This is a genomic window from Caulobacter sp. S45, from assembly GCF_009765965.1.
GTDB lineage: Bacteria > Pseudomonadota > Alphaproteobacteria > Caulobacterales > Caulobacteraceae > CAHJWH01.
The window spans coordinates 2676247-2695966 of sequence record NZ_LMUL01000014.1; the positions used below are offsets into that span (position 1 = coordinate 2676247).

The following is a 19720-nucleotide window of genomic DNA, read 5'->3' on the forward strand; positions in this document are numbered from 1 at the left end:
GCATGGGCGACAGGGGGGAGGGTGGTTGGTTGAGCGGCATCTGACGGAAAGCGCGAAAAACGAGCGCGGGGCGAATGGGACTGCCCTTCAATCTGGTCGTGTTTAATGACGGTTTCCACCTCGACCCGTGTTGATCGCATGAAGACTTAGGCGACTTGAACGTCGTATCGGTGGGAAAGCTTCCTAGGGAAACAGTCAAGTTTGGAACCGCTGTCCCGGGCAGGGGTTTCGTCCCCAGACGCCGCGGATATGTCCAGATGCCGACCCTTCAAGACCTGTTCGTCAGCAAGCCCTTCGTCAGGGCCGTCCTGGTCGGGTGCGCCGTGGGCGCGGCGCTCGCCCTGTCCGCCTGCGACAACCGATCCGGCCAGGTGTCGGCGGACGACGCCGCCGCGCGCAGGCACGAGGCGATCCAGCACGCCGCCGACGCGCTCAACCATACCTCCGACGCGCTCGACCACACCGACGCAGCCCTGAACCACGCAGCCGACGCCACCCAACGTGCGGTCGCCGGGGCCGTGGACGACACCAAGCCAGCCCTGGCCCATGCGTCCAGCGCCATGGGACGCGGCCTCGACAAGATGGGGCAGGACGCCGGTCGCGCGGCGCAACACGCCGGCGCCGATCTCGCCCGCGCCGGCCACAATGTGGATCGGTCCCTGCAGCACCAGTCCGACCGGATGAACGCGAGCGACCACAACAGCATCGACTAGGCCTCGCCCTGCGCCGCGAAGGCGCATAGCCTCATTTTTCTCGTGTTCGGCGGGCAGCCAGGAATCATCGCTTCATGTTCAGCTTCATGTTCGCCACCGGGATCGAGAACAGCATCCCCACCATCCAGGGTGGGAAGGTGCGGGTCGACGAGATGGAGAAGTGCGGCTTCTACAAGCACTGGAAGACCGATTTCGAACTGGTCGAGGACCTGGGCGTGCGCTTCCTGCGCTACGGGCCGCCGATGCACACCACCTTCCTCGGCCCGGGCAAGTACGATTGGGAATTCACCGATGTGACGTTCGCCGAGCTCAAGCGGCGCGACATCGTCCCGATCGTGGACCTCTGTCATTTCGGCGTGCCGGACTGGATCGGCAACTTCCAGAACCCCGATTTCCCGGCCCTGTTCGAGGCCTATGCCCGCGATTTCGCCAAGCGTTTCCCGTGGGTCCAGCTCTATACACCGATCAACGAGATGTACATTTGCGCCACCTTCTCGGCCCGCTACGGTTGGTGGAACGAGCAGATGACCAGTGACGGGGCGTTCGTCAACGCGCTGAAATACTTGGTGAAAGCCAATGTCCTGGCCATGAGGGCGATCCTGGAAGTCCGCCCCGACGCCATCTTCGTGCAGAGCGAGTCGTCGGAGTACTTCCACGCCGAGAACCCCGCCGCCATCGGGCCGGCCGAGGTGATGAACTCGGAACGCTTCCTGTCGCTGGACCTGAACTACGGCCGCCGGGTGGACTCGGAGATGTACGAGTTCCTGTTGGACAACGGCATGACCCGGGAGGAGTACCACTTCTTCCTGGACAACCATCTCAAGCAGCACTGCATCCTGGGCAACGACTACTACATCACCAACGAGCACCGGGTGGCTGCCGACGGCATGACCTACGCCTCGGGCGAGATCTTCGGCTACAACGAGATCACCCGCCAGTATTACGAGCGCTACCGCCTGCCGGTGATGCACACCGAGACCAACCTTTCCCAGGGCGCCAACGGGGACGAGGCGGTGAACTGGCTGCACAAGGAGTGGGCCAACGTCCTGCGGGTGCGCAACAACGGCATCCCGATCCTTGGCTTCACCTGGTACTCGCTGACCGATCAGGTGGACTGGGACGTGGCGCTGCGGGAGAACAACGGCCGGGTCAATCCGCTGGGACTGTATGACCTGGACCGCAAGATTCGCCCGGTGGGGCTGGCCTATAAGCAACTGATCTCGGATTGGCGCGACGTCCTGCCGGCCCAGAGCGTCTGCCTGGTGGCGCCCATCGCCTTGCCCAGCGAACATGCCGACTCATGGGTGGAGGACAGCCAGGCCCGTGCGCGCGAACTGAGCGCCCGTAGCCCGGCCAATGCGAACAACGGGGCCGCCTGATCATGAGCGTGACGTCGTTCGGCAAGCTGCCCGATGGGCGCGAGGTCCAGCTTATCCGCCTCGGTCGTCCGGGCGGACTGCAGGTGGAGGTGCTGGACTACGGCGCCACGGTTCAGCGTCTGTGCGCGCCAACCAAATCCGGGTGCGTGGAGACCGTGCCGACCTACCTGGACCTCGCCGGCCATCTTGCGGGGACCGGATATCTGAACGCGGGCATCGGCCGGTACGCCAACCGGCTGGCGGGAGGGCGGTTCTCCATCGACGGGCGCGCCTACCAGGTCTCGGTCAACGAGGGCGGCAACACCCTGCATGGCGGCAAGATCGGGTTCGACAAGCGGCTCTGGCGTATCGCCCACGCCGACGACGAGCGCGCCGTGCTGGCCTATACCTCGCCCGACGGCGAGGAAGGGTTTCCGGGACGGCTGGAGGTGGAGGCGAGCTACACCGTCTCGCACGACGCCTTGACCATCGCCTACCGGGCCACGACCGACCAGCCGACGCCGGTCAACCTGACCCAGCACTTCTATTTCAACCTGTCGGGCCGGCCCTCCAGGTCGATCCTAGACCATCAGCTACGTCTGGCGGGTGAGGCGATCACCGTTGTCGGCGACGGGCTTATCCCGACCGGGGAACTACGCCCCGTCGCCGATACCGTGTTCGACCTGCGGCGCACCCAGCGGGTCGGCGATCTCGTGGCGGCGCCCGATCCTCAGATCGTCATGGCCAAGGGGATCGACCACAACTGGGTGCTGGATCGCGGACCCGAGCCCCAGGTCGAACTGCATTCGCCCGAGAGCGGGCTGACCCTGCATCTCGCCACCGACCAACCGGGGATGCAGGTCTATTCGGGCCAGGGGATGGGCGCGCCGTTCTTCGCGCACGCCGCCATCGCCTTCGAGCCCCAGGGTTTCCCCGACGCGCCCAACCACCCGAATTTCCCCGACACCATCCTGCGGCCCGGACAGACCTACCGCCACACCAGCACCTATCGCTTCACTCACTAGGAGGCGTCGCAGTGCCCCGGCTGATGACCTACAACGTGCATGGCTGCGTGGGCGTCGACGGCAAGCTGGACGTGGACCGTATCGCCACGGTGATCGGCCAGAGCCGGCCCGACGTGGTGGCGCTGCAGGAACTGGACGTCGGTCGCGCTCGCAGTGGACGGGTGGATCAGGCTCACGAGATCGCCTCGCGGCTGGGCATGCGCTTCCACTTCAACTCGGCCTTCCAGGTCGAGGAGGAGCAGTACGGCGACGCGGTGCTCACGACCCTGCCGGAACGGCTGGTCAAGGTCGGCCCGTTGCCGACCATCCCGCGCTCCCGACTGGAGCGGCGCGGCGCGCTTTGGATGGCGGTCGAGGCGGACGGGGCGCAGTTCCAGGTGATCAACACCCACCTCGGCCTGGTGCCCATGGAACAGCGGCTGCAGGTCGAACGCCTGCTGGGCCCGGAGTGGCTGGCCCATCCCGAGCTGCAGGGACCGACCGTGCTGATGGGCGATTTCAACGCCACCTCGCGTTACGCCGCCTACCGGGCCCTGACCGGCCGGCTACGCGATGTGCAGCGTGGACCGGATGGGAAGCGGATACGGCGGCGGCGCACCATCCGCACCTTCCCCTCGCGCGCGCCGATCCTGCGGCTGGACCACATGTTCGTCTCGCCCGAGATCGATGTGCTGAGTGTCCACGCTCCGGACGGCCCCCTGGCGCGCATGGCGTCGGACCACCTGCCGCTGGTCGTGGATATCCGGGTGAACCCGGGGGGCTAGGCGGCCGTCTCCATTGTCATCCCGGATAAGCGCCAGGGCGCTTTCCGGGATGACAGTGGGTATCGAAGCCTTATTCCGCCGCGGTGGCGACCACGTGCGCCGCCGCAAGCACGGCCATCGCCCTGCGTACGCCGGTCGCGTAGTCCGGGTGCACCTTGGCGAAATGGCCCATCTGGCGCTCGACGATGAACTCCGGCACGCCCTGCATGGCCTCGGCGAGGTTCATGAACAGGCGTGCCTTCTGGTCGGCGTCGAACAGCTCGAACAGGGTGCGAGGCTGCACGTAGTCGTCATTGCCCGGATCGTCGCGGTGGTTCCAGCGGGCGCCGTCGCCGACGATCTTCAACGGCGGCTCCAGGTACCTGGCGTCCTGGGTCGGACCGCCGAAGGAATTCGGCTCGTAATAGGCGTCGGTCGGATGGTTGCTGGCGAAGAACCGCAGCAGCCCGTCCTTGTGGTAGTGGTTCACCGGGGACTTCGGCTGGTTCACCGGCAAGGCCTCGTAGTGCGTGCCAAGGCGGTGGCGGTGCGCGTCGGCGTACGCGAAGATCCGTCCCTGCAGCATCCGATCCGGCGAGTGGGAGATGCCCCGCACGATGTTGGACGGCGAGAACGCCGCCTGCTCGACCTCGGCGAAATAGTTGTCCACGTTGCGGTTCAGCTCGATCTCGCCCACCGGGATCAGGGGATAGTCGGCGTGCGGCCAGACCTTGGTCACGTCGAAGGGGTTGTAGGACGTCCTGTCCGCTTCGGCCTCCGACATGATCTGGACGTACATGGTCCACTTCGGGAGGTTGCCGCTCTCGATCGCGCTGAACCATTCCTCCTGGTAGCTCTCGCGCGAGCGGCCGACCACGGTCGCCGCCTCGGCGTTGGTGTGGTGGCGATGGCCCTGCTGGGTCTTGAAGTGGAACTTCACCCAGTAGCGCTCCCCCGCCTCGTTCCAGAACGAATAGGTGTGGCTGCCGTAGCCGTTCACGTACTGCGGCGCGGTCGGCAGGCCGCGGTCGCTGAACAGGATCGTCACCTGGTGCAGGCTTTCCGGCGACAGGGACCAGAAGTCCCACATGGCGGTCGGCGAGCGCATGTTGGTGCGCGGGTGGCGCTTCTGGGTGCGGATGAAGTCGGGGAACTTCAGCGGGTCGCGGATGAAGAAGACCGGAGTGTTGTTGCCGACCACGTCCCAGTTGCCCTCCTCGGTGTAGAACTTCAGCGAGAAGCCGCGCACGTCGCGCTCGGCGTCGGCCGCGCCCAGCTCGCCCGCCACCGTGGAGATGCGGATCAGCAGGTCGGTCTTCTTGCCGACGGTGTCGAACAGCTTGGCGCAGCTGTATTTTGAGACGTCGTGGGTGACGGTGAAGGTCCCGAACGCGCCCCAGCCCTTGGCGTGCACCACCCGCTCGGGGATGCGCTCGCGGTTCTGGTGGGCCAGCTTCTCGATCAGTTGGTAGTCCTGCAGCAGCAGCGGGCCGCGCGGGCCTGCGCTCAGGGAGTTCTGGTTATCGCCGATCGGGGCGCCGGCGCTGGTGGTCAGGGTGATCTTGTCGGTCATGGATGCTCCTGGGCTGGACGCAGAATCGCGACGAAGTCACCCAAGAGCAAATCAATGCTTCTTTTAGTTAGGATAGGCGGGATCGATGGCCTGCGTCCTTCGAGACGCCCCTTTGGGCTCCTCAGGATGACGGGTCCCGGTGGGATTCAAAAACCTTCGTCATGCTGAGGAGCGCGTAGTGCGTCTCGAAGCACGCAAAACGCCTCAGTCCCGCAGCAGTTCGTTGACGCTGGTCTTGGAGCGGGTCTGGGCGTCGACGCGCTTGACGATCACCGCGCAATACAGCCCCGGGCCGCCGTTGACGCCCGGCAGGGTCCCCGGCACCACCACCGAATAGGCCGGCACCCGACCGCGGAACACCTCGCCGGTGGCCCGGTCGACGATCTTGGTCGAGGCGCCTAGATAGACGCCCATCGACAGCACCGCGCCCTCCTCGACGATCACGCCTTCGGCCACTTCCGAGCGGGCGCCGACGAAGCAGTTGTCCTCGATGATGGTGGGCGCCGCCTGCAAGGGTTCCAGCACGCCGCCGATGCCGACGCCGCCCGACAGATGCACGTTCTTGCCGATCTGGGCGCAGGAGCCGACGGTGGCCCAGGTGTCGACCATGGTCCCCTCGCCGACATAGGCGCCGATATTGACGAACGAGGGCATCAGCACCGCGTTGCGGGCCACGAACGCGCCCCTGCGCACTACTGCGCCCGGCACGGCGCGGAATCCGGCGGCCCGGAAGGCTGCCGCGTCCCAGCCGCTGAACTTGGACGGGATCTTGTCCCACCACGGCCCCGGCGCGTTCTCGTCGCCCATGATCGCATTGTCGTTGAGGCGGAACGACAGCAACACCGCCTTCTTGGCCCACTGGCGCACGGTCCAGGCCCCGTCGAGCTTTTCCGCAACGCGTAGCGCCCCGCTATCCAGCGCCGCCAGGGTGGCGTCCACCGCGTCGCGATCGGCGCCCTTGGAGGTGGCGTTCAGCGTGTCGCGGCGTTCCCAGGCGGCTTCGACGGCGGTTTCCAGCTCGGCGTGGTCGGTCATGCGTCGTCCAGTCCCTTAAGTCTCGCCCACCTGCGCCGTTTGCAGGAAGGTCGTCAGATCGTCGGTGCGGTAATCCACGAAGCCGGCGGTCGAGGTCGCCGCGTGCGGCCCCACCAGCACTGTAGCCATGCCGAGCCCCGCCGCCGGGGCCAGGTTGCGCTCGGTGTCCTCGAAGAAGGCGGCGCTCCTGGGCGTCACCCCGTGCAGGCGGATCAGGGCGTCGTAGGCGGCGGCCTGGGGCTTGGGCGTCAGGTCGGCGGCTTCCAGGTGGAAGACGTGCTCGAACAGGTCCGCATAGCCGAGCTTGGCCAGCACCCGCTCCGCATGGCCGGCCGAGGCGTTGGTGAACACCAGTCGTCGCCCCGGCAGGCGCGCCAGGGCCGTATAGAGCGCCTGATCGGGCGACACGCTGTCCAGCGAGACGTCGTGAACCTCTTCCAGGAAATGGTACGGGTCGACCCCGTGGTGGGACATCAGCCCGGCCAGGGTGGTGCCCTGCTCGTCCAGGTACTTCCGCTGCAGGGTATAGGCTTCCTCGGCCGACAGCCCGGTCTCGCGCACCACATAGGCGGTGATGCGCTCGTCCATCTGTGACTGCACCGCGCCGCCCATGGGGTAGAGCGTGTTGTCGAGGTCGAAAATCCAGGTGTCGACCCGCCGGAGGTCCGCGCCCCGGTCGTTCACGCGCAGACCAGGGTGCCGGAGCCGTGCTCGCTGAACAGCTCCACCAGCATGGCGTGGGGACGACGGCCGTCCAGGATCACCACGGCCTCGACCCCGCTTTCGACCGCCGAGATGGCCGTCTCCAGCTTGGGGATCATGCCGCCGGTGGCGACGCCCTCGACGATGGCGGCCTTGGCCTGGGCAACGGTCAACTGGCGGATCAGCTCGCCGTTCTTGTCCAGCACGCCCTTGACGTCGGTCAGCAGCAGCATGCGCTTGGCCTTGAGCGCGCCGGCCACAGCGCCCGCCGCGGTGTCGGCGTTGATGTTGTAGGTGTCGCCCTCTTCCGAGACGCCGATCGGCGCGATCACCGGGACATAGTCCTCGTCGGCGTAGATCAGGGCTTCCACGATCTTGGGATCGACCCGTCGCGGTTCGCCGACGAAGCCCAGGTCCACCGCCCGCTCGATATGGGAGTCCGGGTCCCGCTTGGTGCGGATCGCCTTTTCCACCGTGATCAGCCGGGCGTCCTTGCCCGATAGGCCGACGCCGCGCACATCGGCGTCGGCGCCGGCGCGGTTGATGAAGTGGACGATCTCCTTGTTGATCGCGCCGGACAGGACCATCTCGGCCACCTCCATGGTGTCCTCGTCGGTCACGCGCAGCCCGTCGATGAAGGTGGACTTCACCCCGGCCTTGGCCAGCATGCGGCTGATCTGTGGGCCGCCGCCGTGGACCACCACGGGGTGCACACCGACCAGTTTCAGCAGCACCAGATCGGCGGCGAACAGCTTGGCCACCGCCTCTTCGCCCATGGCGTGGCCGCCGTACTTGATCACCACGGTCTCGCGGTCGTAGCGCTGGATGTAGGGCAGCGCCTCCGCCAGCGTCCGGGCCGTGGCCCAGGCGGCTTGTTCGGCGGGTTCTAGGGTGTCCGTCATGGGCGGGGCTTAACCGAAGAGCGGCCGGGATGGGAGGGGAAACGTCGCGCGAAATTGCGACGTCTTGGTTACGCCGCTTCCGGCGCCAGTCCCGTGGCCAGCAATAGCTCTGCGCGGAGCTCGGGGATGCCTGCGCCTTTTTCCGACGAGGTCAGGGCCACGCGCGGGAAGGCGGCGGGCCGCTTGGAGATGCGCTTCAGCGTCGCTTCGGCCTGGGCCTCGCCTTCGCCGCGCTTGAGCTTGTCGGCCTTGGTCAGCACGATCTGGTAGGAGACGGCGGCGAGGTCCAGCGCATCCAGCGCTTCGTCGTCCACATCCTTCAGCCCGTGGCGGCTGTCGATCAGCAGGTAGACCCGCTTGAGGTTCGGCCGGGCGCGCAGGTAGGCGCGGCCCAGGTTCTGGAACTTGCGCGCCTCGGTCTTGGCGGCGCGGGCGAAGCCGTAGCCGGGCAGGTCGGCCAGGCGCAGCCGCTCGTCGACCAGGAACAGGTTCACCTCCCGCGTGCGGCCAGGCGAGTTGGACACCCGCGCCAGGTCCTTGCGCCCGGTCAGGGCGTTCAGCAGGCTGGACTTGCCGACGTTTGAACGGCCGGCGAACGCCACCTCCGGCAGGTCCGGCGGCGGCAGTTGCTCGACGGCGGCGCAGCCCAGCAGGAAGGTCGACGGACGCGCGAAGGTCAGCCGCGCCGCCTCCATCAGGTCGGGGGTGAACAGATCGTCCACTACCCCGCCGCCGCCGATGGGGTGCGGGCGCCGCGCAGCTTGGCGATCAGGCTGTCGATCGGGTTATCCACCTTGAAGCGGCGCATGATGATGTACTGCTGGCCGACGGTGAACAGGTTGCTGGCCACCCAGTAGACCACCAAGCCGGCGGGCGTGGAGGCGAAGAAGTAGAGCAGCATGACCGGCATCAGCTGCGACACCATCTTCTGGGTCGGGTCGGTGATGCTCTGGCTGCTCATGGCCGTGCTGAGCCACATCGTCGCCGCGTACAGGATCGGATAGACCCCGATGTGCAGCGGGCCGTCCAGGATGCCGCCGATCATCGGCACCGAGGCCGGGCTGAACGGCAGCAGGCCGAACAGGTTGACGAAGCTGGTCGGGTCGCGCGCCGACAGGTCCTGCACCCAGCCGAAGAAGGGCGCGTGGCGCATTTCCAGCGAGACGTAGAGCACCTTGTACAGCGAGAAGAAGATCGGGATCTGCACCAGCACCGGCAGGCAGCCCATCAGCGGGTTGATCTTCTCGCGCTGGTACAGGGCCATGGTCTCCTGCTGGACCTTGGCCGGATCCTTGTCGTTGCGCTTCTTGATGATGTCGATCTCAGGGGCGAGCTTCTTCATCTTCGACATGGATTCGTAGGACTTGTTGGCGAACGGGAACATCAGCCCCCGCAGCACCACCGTCAGCAGCAGGATGGCGATGCCGAAGTTGCCAACGTAGCCGTGGATGGTCTCCAGCAGCCAGAAGATCGGCCGGGTCAGGAACCAGAAATGGCCCCAGTCCACCGCGTCGTCGAAGTGCGGCACGCCCAGGGTCTTCTCGTAGTTGGCCAGCACCGACACCTTCTTGGCCCCGGCGAAGATGCGGGTGTTGGAGGTGGTGGTGGCGCCGGGCGCGAGCGTGCGGATCGCGCCGACGTCGTCGGCTTCGTAGACGTTGACCCCGTTCACCGTGTCGACGCGGAACTGGGCCTTCACCTGGGCGGTCTGGTCGGGGACGATCGCGGCCAGCCAGTACTTGTCGGTGATGCCGAGCCAGCCGCCGGTGGAGGTGAAGGTGGTGTCGCCCTGCTTCTTCCAGGGCTTGAAGGCGATCAGACGGAGCTGGCCGCCGAGCGAGCCCACCGCGCCCTCATGGATGATGTTGGTCTTGGACAGCTCGGGCTCGCCCTGCCGCTGCACCGAGGCGTAGGGGGCGAGCTTGATCGGGGCGGTCCCGTGGTTGGTCACCTGGTCGGAGACGGTGAACATGTAGTGGTCGTCGACCGCGATGGTGCGGGCGAAGTCCAGACCGGCGCCGTTGCTCCAGGTCAGGCCGATCGGGTGGCCGGGCGAGAGCACGGTCCCGCTGGCGAGCGTCCATTGCGTCAGGGGACCGGGCGTCAGGGCCGGGCCGACCCAGGTGGACTCGGCGAAATAGGCCTGCTTGGCGCCCTCGGGACGGAACAGCTCGACCGGCGGGGAATCCTTGGCCAGCCCCTGGCGGTAGCCCTTCAGGAACAGGTCGTCGAGCCGCCCGCCCTTCAGCGCCACCGAGCCCTGCAGCGCCGGGGTGTCGATCTGCACGCGCGGCGAGCCGGCCAGGGCCTGGGCGCGGTTCACATAGGTCGCGGCGCCGGGGGCGGCTGCGGCCACGGCCTGCTGCTGGGCGGCGACTGCGTGCTGCTGCGCCTGGCGCTGCTTCTCGCGCGGGCCGATCACGAAGATCTCGTAGAAGACCAGCAGCGCGACCATGCACACGAGGAAGATGGTCGTGTTACGCGCGTTCTCTTTATCCATTGGAGGGGTCTGACCTAGGAGTCTGTCGGGGGCGCGGGGCGGGCCGGCCGGAGGAGGAACGCGGTTTTCGCGCCGGGCGAGGCTCGTCGCCGCCGGCGGCGAGCCCTATCAGCGCGCTTCTCATATCGTCAAGTAAACGCAGCCAGTCGCGGTCCACCGTCCCGGCGCGGGCGACGAACACATAGTCGCAACCTTGGGTCCCGTGAAGCGGCAGAAGCGCACGCGCGGCCTCGCGAAGCCGCCGCTTGGCCCGATTGCGGACCACGGCGTTGCCGACCTTCTTGGTGGCGGTGAAACCCGCGCCGATGGCGAGGCTCCCATCTTCGCGCGCAAGCCTCTGCACCGCGACGGCCCCTCGGGCGAGGGACGCGCCCTTGGCGGCGGCCAGGAACTGGGCGCGGGTCTTCAGGCGCGCGACGGTGGGCGGCCGATCGGACGCTGGAACGCCGGAAGCCGCGCCCTGGGCGGGGCGCGGTTCGGACGGTGGACTGTGTGGGTTATCCACGGCTTGCGTCGTCCTGAGGCCCGAAGGCGCTATGAGGGACGCAGACGCCTGGCCGGGGCCAGGCGCGTTTGCTAGGCGGTCAGGCGCTTACGGCCCTTGGCGCGGCGACGAGCCACGACCTTCTGGCCATTCTTGGTGGCCATACGGGCACGATAACCATGACGGCGCTTGCGCACGAGTCGGCTCGGCTGATAGGTGCGCTTCACGGGTTGGCTCCGCTCCTAGAGGGGCTGGTCGAATGAGCGGGCGTGGATAGGTGAAGCGGCGGCGCATGTCAACAAAGCCGACAGGGCTTTCCATCTTTTGGGCCGCCGTTCTGGTCGTCGGTTTGGCCGGTTGCGCCGGATCGCCGTCGCCGGACGGCGCCGCGCCCCATAGCTTCAGCGAGCTCCGCATCGGTCGGCCGCGGCAGGAGGCTGAAATCGCTCCCGCCCAGGTCGCCCCGGAACAGGTTCCCGCGGCGCCAGCGGTTACGCCGCCGCCCGTGCGCCAAGCCGCAACGATGGACGGGGCTTCGCGACACCATGATGCGGTTGCCCGCACGCCTGCCCCCGTATCGGCCGCGCGTAAGGCCGTGGCGGCTACGAGCGTGACTACGGTCATACCCATGACCGATCCGGCCGTCGCCGCGCGTCGGGTGAACGCGTATCTTACAGCCCAGGGATTCTCCGCCGAGGACAGCGACCAGGGCGAGGTCCGGATCGTCACCGCCACCCGCATGGCCGAGCCGCGCAAGCTCGTCGGTGAGGCCGCCTGTTCGCTGGAGGCCATGCGTCGCCCTGACTTCTCCGCCACCAACCTGACCATACGCCTGACGCCCGGTGCGGCCGGCCTGGAGGTGGGCGTTCAGTCGAGCTTCGTCGAGGTGAACACCAACCTGGTCTCCGGTTCGCTGGTGCGAGAAACCTGTCGCAGCCGCGGCGTGATCGAGGCGGGGGTGCGTCAGGCGGCGCAGGGCGGTTGAATCCGCGCGCCTTCCTCCGCATCTCTCCACATATTGCGCTAATGTCGGCCCGGGCGGCGGCCCGACGCGGACGCCCCCTGGGGGTATAGGACTTGGACCCGGCGGAGCGACGACAAGGGCGATGGACGCCGCCGGGATGGGCCCGCCGCCTGTCCTGGCCGGTGGGCCTGTCCGCGCGCCTGCTGCTGCTCACCGTGCTGTTCGTGATGCTGGCCGAGCTGTTCAGCCTGATCCCGGCCCTGGCCTCGTTCGAGGAGGGTTGGCTCAGCACCCGCGTGCGGGCGGCCGAACTGGCGTCGCTGGCGGTGGAGGCCTCGCCGGCGGGCGTCAGCGACCATATGGCCGGCGAACTGCTGGAGGGTGCCGGCGTGGTCTCGGTGGCGGTGCAGAGCGACGGGGTGCGCCGCCTGCTGCTGCAGGCTCCGGCGATGGCGCGCTTTCCCGCCCTGATCGACCTGCGATACACCAATGTCTTCGACACCATCGGCGCACCGTTCCAAGTGCTGATCCCGGGCGGGCCGCCCATGCTGCGGGTGGTCGCGCGTCCGCAGTTCCGCACCGGCGATTTCGTCGAGATCGTGGTGCCCGCGGCCCCGCTCCGGCGCGAGATGGTCGCCTATATGGAGCGCCTGCTGGTCGCATCAGTGGCGGTGTCGGTGGTGGCGGGACTGATCGTCTATCTGGCGCTCAACGCCTTCCTGGTGCGGCCGATGCAGAAGATCACCCAGTCGATGGAGCGGTTCCGCGCCCGCCCGGAGGACCCGGAAGCGCGGCTCAAGCTGTCCGGCCGGCGCGACGAGATCGGCCGGGCCGAGGCGGAGCTGTCGCGGATGCAGGACGACCTGCGCACCGCACTCCATTCGCGCGCCCGGCTGGCGGCGTTGGGCGAGGCGGTGGCCAAGATCAACCACGACCTGCGCAACATGCTCACCAGCGCCCAGATGGTGGCCGAGCGGCTGCAAGGCTCCGGCGACCCGCGCGTGGCCCAGGCCCTGCCGCGCCTGGAGCGGGCGCTGGATCGGGCCGCGAGCCTGTCGCAGAACGTGCTGGAATACGGCCGCAGCGAAGAGCCGGCCCCGGTCCTGCGGGAGCTATTGCTGGCCCCGGCGGTGCAGGCGGCGGCGGCGGATGCGGGGCTCGATCCCCTTGGGGTGCGGCTGGAGATGGCGCTGTCGGTCGACCTGCACGTACGCGCCGATCCCGAGCAGCTCGACCGTATCCTGGTGAACATGTTCAAGAACGCCCGCGAGGCGATCGAAGGCTCGGGGCGCGAAACCGGTCGCGTGCGCCTGACCGCCGAGCCGCAGGCCCACCAGATGCTGATCCGTATCGTCGACGACGGGCCCGGCGTGCCGGAACGGATGCGTGAGCGCCTGTTCCAGCCGTTCTCGGGTTCGGGACGGCCTGACGGGTCCGGCCTGGGCCTGGCCATCGCCCGCGAACTGGCGCGCGCTCACGGCGGCGATCTGGAGCTTAAGGAGACGGGACCGGAAGGGTCGGTGTTCGAACTGCAGCTGCCGCAGGACTGAGGCGGCGGCGTCCCTACGCCGCCTTCGAGCGGCGGGTGAGGCGGTCCTTCTTCACCTTGGCCACCGCGCGGTCGCGCTTGAGGCGCGAGAGGTGATCGATGAACAGCACGCCTTCGAGGTGATCCATCTCGTGTTGGAAGCAGACGGCGAACAGGCCCTCGGCCTCCTCCTCGATCTGGTGGCCGTGGTAGTCGAGATAGCGCAGCTTGACCCGGGCCGGGCGCTCCACCTCGTCGTAGACCTCAGGCACCGACAGACAGCCCTCCTCGTAGGGAAGGGTCTCGTCCGCCGCCCACGTCACCTCGGGATTGACGAAGTAGCGCGGCGCCGGCGCTTCGTCCTCGCGCGCCAAGTCCATGACGATGACCCGGACGGGCTCGCCGACCTGGATCGCGGCCAGGCCGATGCCCGGCGCGGCGTACATGGTCTCCAGCATATCGTCCATCAGCGCGCGCAGGGCGTCGTCGACGGTCTCCACGGGCTTGGACACCTGCTTGAGGCGCGGGTCGGGAACGGTCAGGATTTCGCGGATCGCCATGGCGCTGAATTTAGGAGCCTCATACCCGAGCGGCAAGATCAGGTATGCGCAGGCGCCAGTGCGGCCTCGCTTTCCGCCTCGCTGTCGCGTCCCTTGGCGGGGTGGCGCGAGCGAAGCGGCAGTTCCGGAACCAGCAGGGTCAGGAGCAGGCCGATCGCCGAGACCAGCAGGGAGGCGAACACGACCCCCCGGATGGAATCGGTGACGATGGTGCGGCCGACCATGCCCAGCAGCGGTCGGGCGGCGTGGATCGCCGCGTGATGGCCGCCCGCGGTCTGGCTGGCCACCGCCATCCGTTCCAGGTCCGACAGGGTGAAGGCGTGCACCACCGCCCCCGGCGCGTGCGGCGCGCGTGCGGCGGACAGGGCCAGGTTCTGGGTCAGCACCGCGCCGAACGCCGCCACCCCGATGGTCGAGCCGATCTGGCGGAAGAACTGCGAGGCGCTGGTGGCCACGCCGATCTCCTGCGGCTTGACCGCGTTCTGCACCGCCAGGCTGAACAGGCTCTGCATCGGGCCGAGCCCGATCCCCAGCACCAGCATCCGCCAGAGGATGTCGGGTGTGCTGCTGGTGGGCTGGATCTGGGTCAGGAAGAAAGAGCCCAGGCACATGAACAGGGTCCCCGCCAGCAGGAAGGGCTTGTAGCGCCCGAACTTGGTGGTCAGCATCCCGGCTATGGTGCTCGATGCGATCAGGCCCAGCATCAGCGGCAGCACCGACAGGCCGCTGACGGTGGCGGGCACGCCCTGGCCGAGCTGCATATAGAGCGGCAGGAAGGTCACTGTGCCCATGAAGGCCATCGAGGTGACGAAGGCCGCCGAGTTGGCGGTGAGGAACACCCGGTTGGCCAGCAGGTGCAGGTCCAGGATCGGGTTGGAGGCGACGCGCTCGACCAGGACGAAGGCGGCCAGGCCCACGGCCGAGAGCGCGAACATGCCCAGGATCACCGGCGAGCCCCAGGCGTAGTCGCGTCCCGCCCATCCCAGCGCCAGCAGCAGCGGGGTGAAGGTGACGATGATCAGGCCAGCGCCCAGGAAATCGATCTTGCCCGGCCGACGATGGGTCAGGGCCGGCATCTTCACCAGCAGCATGAACAGGGCCAACAGGCTCAGCGGCAGATTGACATAGAACACCCAGCGCCAGCCCGCGATGCTCAGGGGCCCGAGATGGGTCGTGCCCATGTCGGTGAAGAAGCCGCCCAGGATCGGCCCGAGCACGCTGGCCAGACCGAACACCGAGCCGAAGATGCCGCCGAGCTTGCCGCGCTCCCGCGGTTCGAACATGTCGGCGATGATGGCGAAGGCGCAGGTGAACAGGGCGCCCCCGCCGACCCCCTGCACCGCCCGGAACACGATCAGCTGCACCATGCCGCCGCCGAGGATGGGCAGGTCGCCGAACTCCCCGGCCATGCCGCATAGGAACGAGCCGGCGGTGAAGATGCTGACGCCGGTCACCAGCACCGCCTTGCGGCCGTACAGGTCCGACAGCTTGCCATAGATCGGCACCATCACCGTGGACGACAGTAGGTAGGCGGTGGTCACCCAGGCGTAGAGGTTCAGTCCCTTGAGCTGGGCGACGATGCGGGGCATGGCGGTGGAGACGATGGTCTGGTCGAGCGCGCTCAGCATGAACACGATCATCAGTGCGGTCATGGTGATCCGCCGCTCGGCCGCCGAGAACAGCTGAGGCCTGTATTCCGTGGTCTGTTGGTCTTCCGCCATTCGCTCCCCCTGCTCCGCCAGTTTAAGCCGGAGAATCGAGGGGGAGCGAGGGGAAATCAGCCCTTCAGGCGGTTAGACGATGCTGCAGGCGGTCTCGAAGCTCAGACGTGGCAGGCGGGGGAAGGACTCGTCGGCGCCGTGGCCCAGCGCGCAGACGAAGTTGGACTTCACCGTCGTTCCGGCGAAGAATTCCTCGTCCAGGCTGGCGTTGTTGAACCCCGACATCGGGCCGCAGTCGAGCCCGAGCGCGCGGGCGGCCAGGATCAGGTAGCCGCCCTGCAAGGTCGAGTTGCGGAAGGCGGTGATTTCGCTGAGCGCGGGGTTGCCGGCGAACATGTCGCGCGCCTGCGGACGGGCGGGGAACAGTTCGGGCAGGCGGTCGTAGAAGGCGGTGTCCTGGGCGATGATCGCCACACAGGGCGCCGCCAAGGCCTTGTGGTTGCTCTCCATCAAGTGCGGCTTCAGGCGCGCCTTGCCGGCTTCGGTGGTGACGAAGACGAAGCGGGCGGGCGAGGTGTTCATCGAGGTCGGCGCCATCTTCACCAGATCGTACAGCTCTCGCCAGACGCTGTCGGGCAGGGTCTCGGCCTTCCAGCCGTTGCGGCTGCGGGCGTCGTGGAACAGGCGCGCCAGGCTGGCGTGGTCGAGGGAGGCGGACATGGAACTCTCTGTCGGGGTGGGGAACTGTAATCGCTACCGTGGCGATACGTAGGGCCTTGCGCAAGCTTCTGGCGGTGCGCCCTGGCGCGCCGGGACCAGCCGGTTACGATCCTAGGCCCAAGACCGAGAGGACGGAATGGCCGCACTGCTGACCTGGGACGCGCTCATCTCGTTTTTGAGCCTGACCTTTCTGGAGTTGGTGCTCAGCGTCGACAACATCCTGTTCGTGGCGGTGGTCGCCGCCCGCCTGCGCCCCGATCGGCGCGGCTTGGGCCGCCAGCTCGGCCTGTGGCTGGCCCTGCTGCTGCGGGTGGGCATGCTGTCGGGAATCGTCTGGCTGACCCGCATCGACAAGGTGCTGTTCACGGTCCTGAACGAGGCGGTGACGGTGAAGGACCTAGTGCTGATCGCGGGCGGCCTGTTCCTGCTCTATAAGGGGGCCACCGAAATCCACGATTCCATCGGCGACGGCGAGGCCGAGGTCGGCGCAGCCCCCGGATCGCCGCTCGGCCTTGTTTCGGCCGTGATCCAGATCGGCCTGATCAACATCGTCTTCTCGCTGGACAGCGTAATCACCGCCGTAGGCATGGCCAACCAGCTGGTGGTGATGATCGCGGCGGTCGCGGTGGCCACCCTGGCGATGATGCTCGCCGCCAAGCCGGTGGGCGACTTCATCGAGGCGCGGCCCACGGCCAAGATGCTGGGGCTAGCCTTCATCCTGCTGGTCGGGGTTTTCCTGGTCGCCGACGGCACCGGCTTCCATGTGCCCAGGGGCTATCTCTACTTCGCCATCGCCTTTTCCCTGTTCGTCGAAATTCTCAACGGATCGCGACGCAAGCGGGCGCTGAAGGCGCGCGGACCCCGCTAAGGTCGATCCCTGTCGAACAGGGGCGTTCTGGTCGCACATCGCCCCAGGTTGCGGCTCTGAAACCTGCGTGCTATCGACCGCCCAGCTCCAAGGGCGACGCCCGATGGGGATGAATCTTCGTGCGCTGATGATCCGACGCGGCTGCGCCCACAAGGGCGGGGCGATCCAGGCGTCGAAACGGCGCAGCAGACGGGCGATACTCGATTGGCGGTTGCTTCCTCATACGCGGACATTGGTGCGCGCTACGCTCAGGCGTTGTTCGAACTGGCCGATCAGGCCGGAACGATCGCGGCCGTGGAGTCGGACCTGGTCGGCTTCGAGCGGATGCGCGCCGAGAGCCCCGACTTCGCGCGGATGCTGACCTCGCCCGCCATCTCCCATGAGGACAAGGGCCGCGCCCTGTTGGCCATCGCCGACGCCGGCAAGGCCGATCCGCTGACCCGCAAGTTCCTGGGCCTGCTGGCGGCTAACAACCGCGTGGCCGCCCTGATCGCGGTGGCGGTCGCCTTCCGCAAGCTCGCCGCCGACAAGCGCGGCGTGGTGGCGGCCGAGGTGGTCTCCGCCGTGCCGCTCACCGAGGCCCAGGCCGCCGGCGTCTCCGCCGCCCTGCGCCAGGCGCTCGGCAAGGACCCCGAGATCACCACCCGCGTCGATCCCGCCATCCTGGGCGGTCTGAGGGTGAAGGTGGGCTCGCGCCTGTTCGACTCCTCGCTCCGCACCCGTCTCGACCACATGAAGTTCGCCCTCAAGCGCGCCTAGTTCGACCTTTCGACCTTCGCCGCGCCTGACCGACATAACGAAGATAAGAGCCACGACCATGGACATCCGCGCCGCCGAGATCTCGGCCATCCTGAAGTCCCAGATCGCCAACTTCGGCGAGGAAGCCGACGTGTCCGACGTCGGCCAGGTGCTGTCGGTGGGCGACGGCATCGCCCGCATCCACGGCCTCGACAAGGTCCAGGCCGGCGAGATGGTGGAATTCCCCAAGGCCGGGGTTAAGGGCATGGCCCTGAACCTGGAACGCGACAACGTCGGCGTGGTGATCTTCGGCGAAGACCGCCAGATCGGCGAGGGCGACGAGGTCCGCCGCCTGGGCGAGATTGTCGACGTGCCGGTGGGCCGGGGCCTGCTGGGCCGCGTGGTCAATCCGCTGGGCGAGCCGATCGACGGCAAGGGCCCGATCGAATCCACCGAGCGCCGCCGGGTCGACGTCAAGGCGCCGGGCATCATCCCGCGCAAGTCCGTGCACGAGCCGATGCAGACCGGCATCAAGGCTATCGACACCCTGATCCCCGTCGGTCGCGGCCAGCGCGAGCTGATCATCGGCGACCGCCAGACCGGCAAGACCGCCGTCGCCATCGACGCCATCCTGAACCAGAAGGGCGTCAACGCGTCGGGCGACGAGAAGGTCAAGCTCTACTGCATCTACGTGGCCATCGGCCAGAAGCGCTCCACCGTCGCCCAGATCGTGCGCACCCTCGAAGAGAACGGCGCGCTGGACTACACCATCGTCGTCTCCGCCACCGCGTCCGAGCCCGCGCCCCTGCAGTTCCTGGCCCCCTTCGCGGGCTGCGCCATGGGCGAGTGGTTCCGCGACAACGGCATGCACGCCTTGATCGTCTATGACGACCTGTCCAAGCAGGCCGTGGCCTACCGCCAGATGTCGCTGCTGCTGCGCCGCCCGCCGGGCCGCGAAGCCTATCCGGGCGACGTCTTCTACCTGCATTCCCGCCTGCTGGAGCGCGCGGCCAAGCTGAACGAGGACAACGGCTCCGGCTCGCTGACGGCCCTGCCGATCATCGAGACCCAGGCCAACGACGTCTCGGCCTATATCCCGACCAACGTGATCTCGATCACCGACGGCCAGATCTTCCTGGAGACCGACCTGTTCTACCAGGGCATCCGCCCGGCGGTGAACGTCGGCATCAGCGTCTCGCGCGTGGGCTCCTCGGCCCAGATCAAGGCGATGAAGCAGGTGGCCGGCGCCATCAAGGGCGAGCTGGCGCAGTATCGGGAAATGGCGTCGTTCGCCAAGTTCGGCTCCGACCTCGACGCCGCCACCCAGCGCCTGCTGGCCCGCGGCGAGCGCCTGACCGAGCTGCTGAAGCAGCCCCAGTATTCGCCCTTCCCGGTCGAGGAGCAGGTGGCGGTGATCTACGCCGGCACCCGCGGCTATCTGGACAAGATCCCCGTGGCCAAGATCGGCGCCTTCCAGGACGCCCTGATCGCCAAGCTGAAGTCCAGCTATCCGAGCTTCCTCGAAGGCGTGCGCACCAAGAAGGCCCTGACCGATGAGCTGGAAGCCCAGCTCAAGGAAGCGCTGGACAGCCAGATCCCGACGTTCGCCGCTTAAGTCGTTTTCACTACGCACCGCTCCTGGGTCC

General features: G+C 67.7%; 20 protein-coding genes. 9 read left to right on the forward strand and 11 right to left on the reverse strand.

What is annotated here, in order from left to right; genetic code table 11:
* Positions 1-257: 257 nt before the first annotated feature.
* From GSQ87_RS19395 to GSQ87_RS19410, 4 genes are all read left to right on the forward strand, one after another.
* Complete coding sequence (locus tag GSQ87_RS19395; RefSeq protein WP_158917295.1) at positions 258-713, forward strand: hypothetical protein; 456 nt, start codon at positions 258-260, stop codon at positions 711-713.
* 74 nt (positions 714-787) lie between these two features.
* Positions 788-2092 carry a family 1 glycosylhydrolase gene (locus GSQ87_RS19400; RefSeq protein WP_158917297.1) on the forward strand — a complete coding sequence of 435 codons (1305 nt, stop codon included), beginning with the start codon at positions 788-790 and terminating at the stop codon, positions 2090-2092.
* A 2-nt stretch (positions 2093-2094) separates the two neighbouring features.
* Positions 2095-3096 carry an aldose epimerase family protein gene (locus GSQ87_RS19405; RefSeq protein WP_158917299.1) on the forward strand — a complete coding sequence of 334 codons (1002 nt, stop codon included), beginning with the start codon at positions 2095-2097 and terminating at the stop codon, positions 3094-3096.
* Between the two features lie 11 nt (positions 3097-3107).
* Entirely contained in the window at positions 3108-3860 is a 753-nt protein-coding gene (locus GSQ87_RS19410; protein WP_158917301.1) for an endonuclease/exonuclease/phosphatase family protein, read from the forward strand.
* A gap of 70 nt (positions 3861-3930) precedes the next feature.
* Here the strand turns inward: GSQ87_RS19410 and GSQ87_RS19415 are convergent, their stop codons facing one another.
* From GSQ87_RS19415 to rpmH, 8 genes are all read right to left on the reverse strand, one after another.
* Complete coding sequence (locus GSQ87_RS19415) at positions 3931-5412, reverse strand: catalase (protein ID WP_158917303.1); 1482 nt, start codon at positions 5410-5412, stop codon at positions 3931-3933.
* Positions 5413-5616: 204 nt separating this feature from the next.
* Positions 5617-6447, reverse strand: coding sequence for a 2,3,4,5-tetrahydropyridine-2,6-dicarboxylate N-succinyltransferase (gene dapD, locus GSQ87_RS19420; RefSeq protein WP_158917306.1), 831 nt, complete (start codon positions 6445-6447; stop codon positions 5617-5619).
* Positions 6448-6462: 15 nt separating this feature from the next.
* Positions 6463-7131, reverse strand: a complete 669-nt coding sequence (locus GSQ87_RS19425) for a pyrimidine 5'-nucleotidase (protein WP_254063099.1) — start codon at positions 7129-7131, stop codon at positions 6463-6465.
* Positions 7128-8051 (reverse strand): acetylglutamate kinase, encoded by a 924-nt coding sequence (gene argB, locus GSQ87_RS19430; protein WP_158917308.1) that lies wholly within the window; start codon positions 8049-8051, stop codon positions 7128-7130. The genes GSQ87_RS19425 and argB overlap by 4 nt, the downstream gene beginning before the upstream one ends.
* A 68-nt stretch (positions 8052-8119) precedes the next feature.
* Entirely contained in the window at positions 8120-8746 is a 627-nt protein-coding gene (yihA, locus tag GSQ87_RS19435; protein WP_158917940.1) for a ribosome biogenesis GTP-binding protein YihA/YsxC, read from the reverse strand.
* A gap of 26 nt (positions 8747-8772) precedes the next feature.
* Complete coding sequence (gene yidC, locus GSQ87_RS19440; RefSeq protein WP_158917310.1) at positions 8773-10551, reverse strand: membrane protein insertase YidC; 1779 nt, start codon at positions 10549-10551, stop codon at positions 8773-8775.
* Positions 10544-11056, reverse strand: coding sequence for a ribonuclease P protein component (rnpA, locus tag GSQ87_RS19445; protein WP_158917312.1), 513 nt, complete (start codon positions 11054-11056; stop codon positions 10544-10546). The genes yidC and rnpA overlap by 8 nt, the downstream gene beginning before the upstream one ends.
* Positions 11057-11127: 71 nt before the next feature.
* A complete protein-coding gene (gene rpmH, locus GSQ87_RS19450) occupies positions 11128-11262 on the reverse strand; it encodes a 50S ribosomal protein L34 (protein ID WP_158917314.1) in 135 nt (44 codons plus the stop codon).
* Between the two features lie 401 nt (positions 11263-11663).
* Here rpmH and GSQ87_RS19455 point away from each other — a divergent pair, with 401 nt between their 5' ends.
* Positions 11664-12020 (forward strand): hypothetical protein, encoded by a 357-nt coding sequence (locus GSQ87_RS19455; protein WP_158917316.1) that lies wholly within the window; start codon positions 11664-11666, stop codon positions 12018-12020.
* Positions 12021-12112: 92 nt separating this feature from the next.
* Positions 12113-13549 (forward strand): HAMP domain-containing sensor histidine kinase, encoded by a 1437-nt coding sequence (locus GSQ87_RS19460; protein WP_254063101.1) that lies wholly within the window; start codon positions 12113-12115, stop codon positions 13547-13549.
* 13 nt (positions 13550-13562) lie between these two features.
* On the opposite strand, the gene GSQ87_RS19465 is transcribed toward GSQ87_RS19460, so the two are convergent.
* The 3 genes from GSQ87_RS19465 to GSQ87_RS19475 all read right to left on the reverse strand — a co-directional run bounded on the left by GSQ87_RS19465 (position 13563) and on the right by GSQ87_RS19475 (position 16468).
* Positions 13563-14087 carry a peptide deformylase gene (locus GSQ87_RS19465; RefSeq protein ID WP_158917318.1) on the reverse strand — a complete coding sequence of 175 codons (525 nt, stop codon included), beginning with the start codon at positions 14085-14087 and terminating at the stop codon, positions 13563-13565.
* A gap of 38 nt (positions 14088-14125) precedes the next feature.
* On the reverse strand, positions 14126-15808 hold the full coding sequence (locus GSQ87_RS19470) for an MDR family MFS transporter (protein ID WP_158917320.1): 1683 nt from the start codon (positions 15806-15808) through the stop codon (positions 14126-14128).
* Positions 15809-15880: 72 nt separating this feature from the next.
* Positions 15881-16468, reverse strand: a complete 588-nt coding sequence (locus GSQ87_RS19475; protein ID WP_158917322.1) for a malonic semialdehyde reductase — start codon at positions 16466-16468, stop codon at positions 15881-15883.
* 136 nt (positions 16469-16604) lie between these two features.
* Here GSQ87_RS19475 and GSQ87_RS19480 point away from each other — a divergent pair, with 136 nt between their 5' ends.
* From GSQ87_RS19480 to atpA, 3 genes are all read left to right on the forward strand, one after another.
* Entirely contained in the window at positions 16605-17336 is a 732-nt protein-coding gene (locus GSQ87_RS19480; protein ID WP_158917324.1) for a TerC family protein, read from the forward strand.
* 204 nt (positions 17337-17540) lie between these two features.
* Positions 17541-18095, forward strand: coding sequence for a F0F1 ATP synthase subunit delta (locus GSQ87_RS19485; protein WP_158917326.1), 555 nt, complete (start codon positions 17541-17543; stop codon positions 18093-18095).
* A gap of 58 nt (positions 18096-18153) precedes the next feature.
* Positions 18154-19689: a F0F1 ATP synthase subunit alpha gene (gene atpA / locus GSQ87_RS19490; RefSeq protein WP_158917328.1), complete on the forward strand. Its 1536-nt coding sequence runs from the start codon at positions 18154-18156 to the stop codon at positions 19687-19689.
* The last annotated feature ends 31 nt before the right edge of the window (positions 19690-19720 follow it).

What these genes read in the sequence shown, in the direction of transcription:
- GSQ87_RS19455 (WP_158917316.1), top strand. Translation starts at nt 11,664, where the DNA reads ATGACCGATCCGGCCGTCGCCGCGCGTCGGGTGAACGCGTATCTTACA.
- argB (WP_158917308.1), bottom strand. Translation starts at nt 8,051, where the DNA reads ATGACGGACACCCTAGAACCCGCCGAACAAGCCGCCTGGGCCACGGCC.
- GSQ87_RS19405 (WP_158917299.1), top strand. Translation starts at nt 2,095, where the DNA reads ATGAGCGTGACGTCGTTCGGCAAGCTGCCCGATGGGCGCGAGGTCCAG.
- GSQ87_RS19400 (WP_158917297.1), top strand. Translation starts at nt 788, where the DNA reads ATGTTCAGCTTCATGTTCGCCACCGGGATCGAGAACAGCATCCCCACC.
- GSQ87_RS19465 (WP_158917318.1), bottom strand. Translation starts at nt 14,087, where the DNA reads ATGGCGATCCGCGAAATCCTGACCGTTCCCGACCCGCGCCTCAAGCAG.
- yihA (WP_158917940.1), bottom strand. Translation starts at nt 8,746, where the DNA reads ATGGAGGCGGCGCGGCTGACCTTCGCGCGTCCGTCGACCTTCCTGCTG.
- atpA (WP_158917328.1), top strand. Translation starts at nt 18,154, where the DNA reads ATGGACATCCGCGCCGCCGAGATCTCGGCCATCCTGAAGTCCCAGATC.
- dapD (WP_158917306.1), bottom strand. Translation starts at nt 6,447, where the DNA reads ATGACCGACCACGCCGAGCTGGAAACCGCCGTCGAAGCCGCCTGGGAA.
- GSQ87_RS19395 (WP_158917295.1), top strand. Translation starts at nt 258, where the DNA reads ATGCCGACCCTTCAAGACCTGTTCGTCAGCAAGCCCTTCGTCAGGGCC.
- yidC (WP_158917310.1), bottom strand. Translation starts at nt 10,551, where the DNA reads ATGGATAAAGAGAACGCGCGTAACACGACCATCTTCCTCGTGTGCATG.
- GSQ87_RS19475 (WP_158917322.1), bottom strand. Translation starts at nt 16,468, where the DNA reads ATGTCCGCCTCCCTCGACCACGCCAGCCTGGCGCGCCTGTTCCACGAC.
- GSQ87_RS19415 (WP_158917303.1), bottom strand. Translation starts at nt 5,412, where the DNA reads ATGACCGACAAGATCACCCTGACCACCAGCGCCGGCGCCCCGATCGGC.
- GSQ87_RS19470 (WP_158917320.1), bottom strand. Translation starts at nt 15,808, where the DNA reads ATGGCGGAAGACCAACAGACCACGGAATACAGGCCTCAGCTGTTCTCG.
- GSQ87_RS19480 (WP_158917324.1), top strand. Translation starts at nt 16,605, where the DNA reads ATGGCCGCACTGCTGACCTGGGACGCGCTCATCTCGTTTTTGAGCCTG.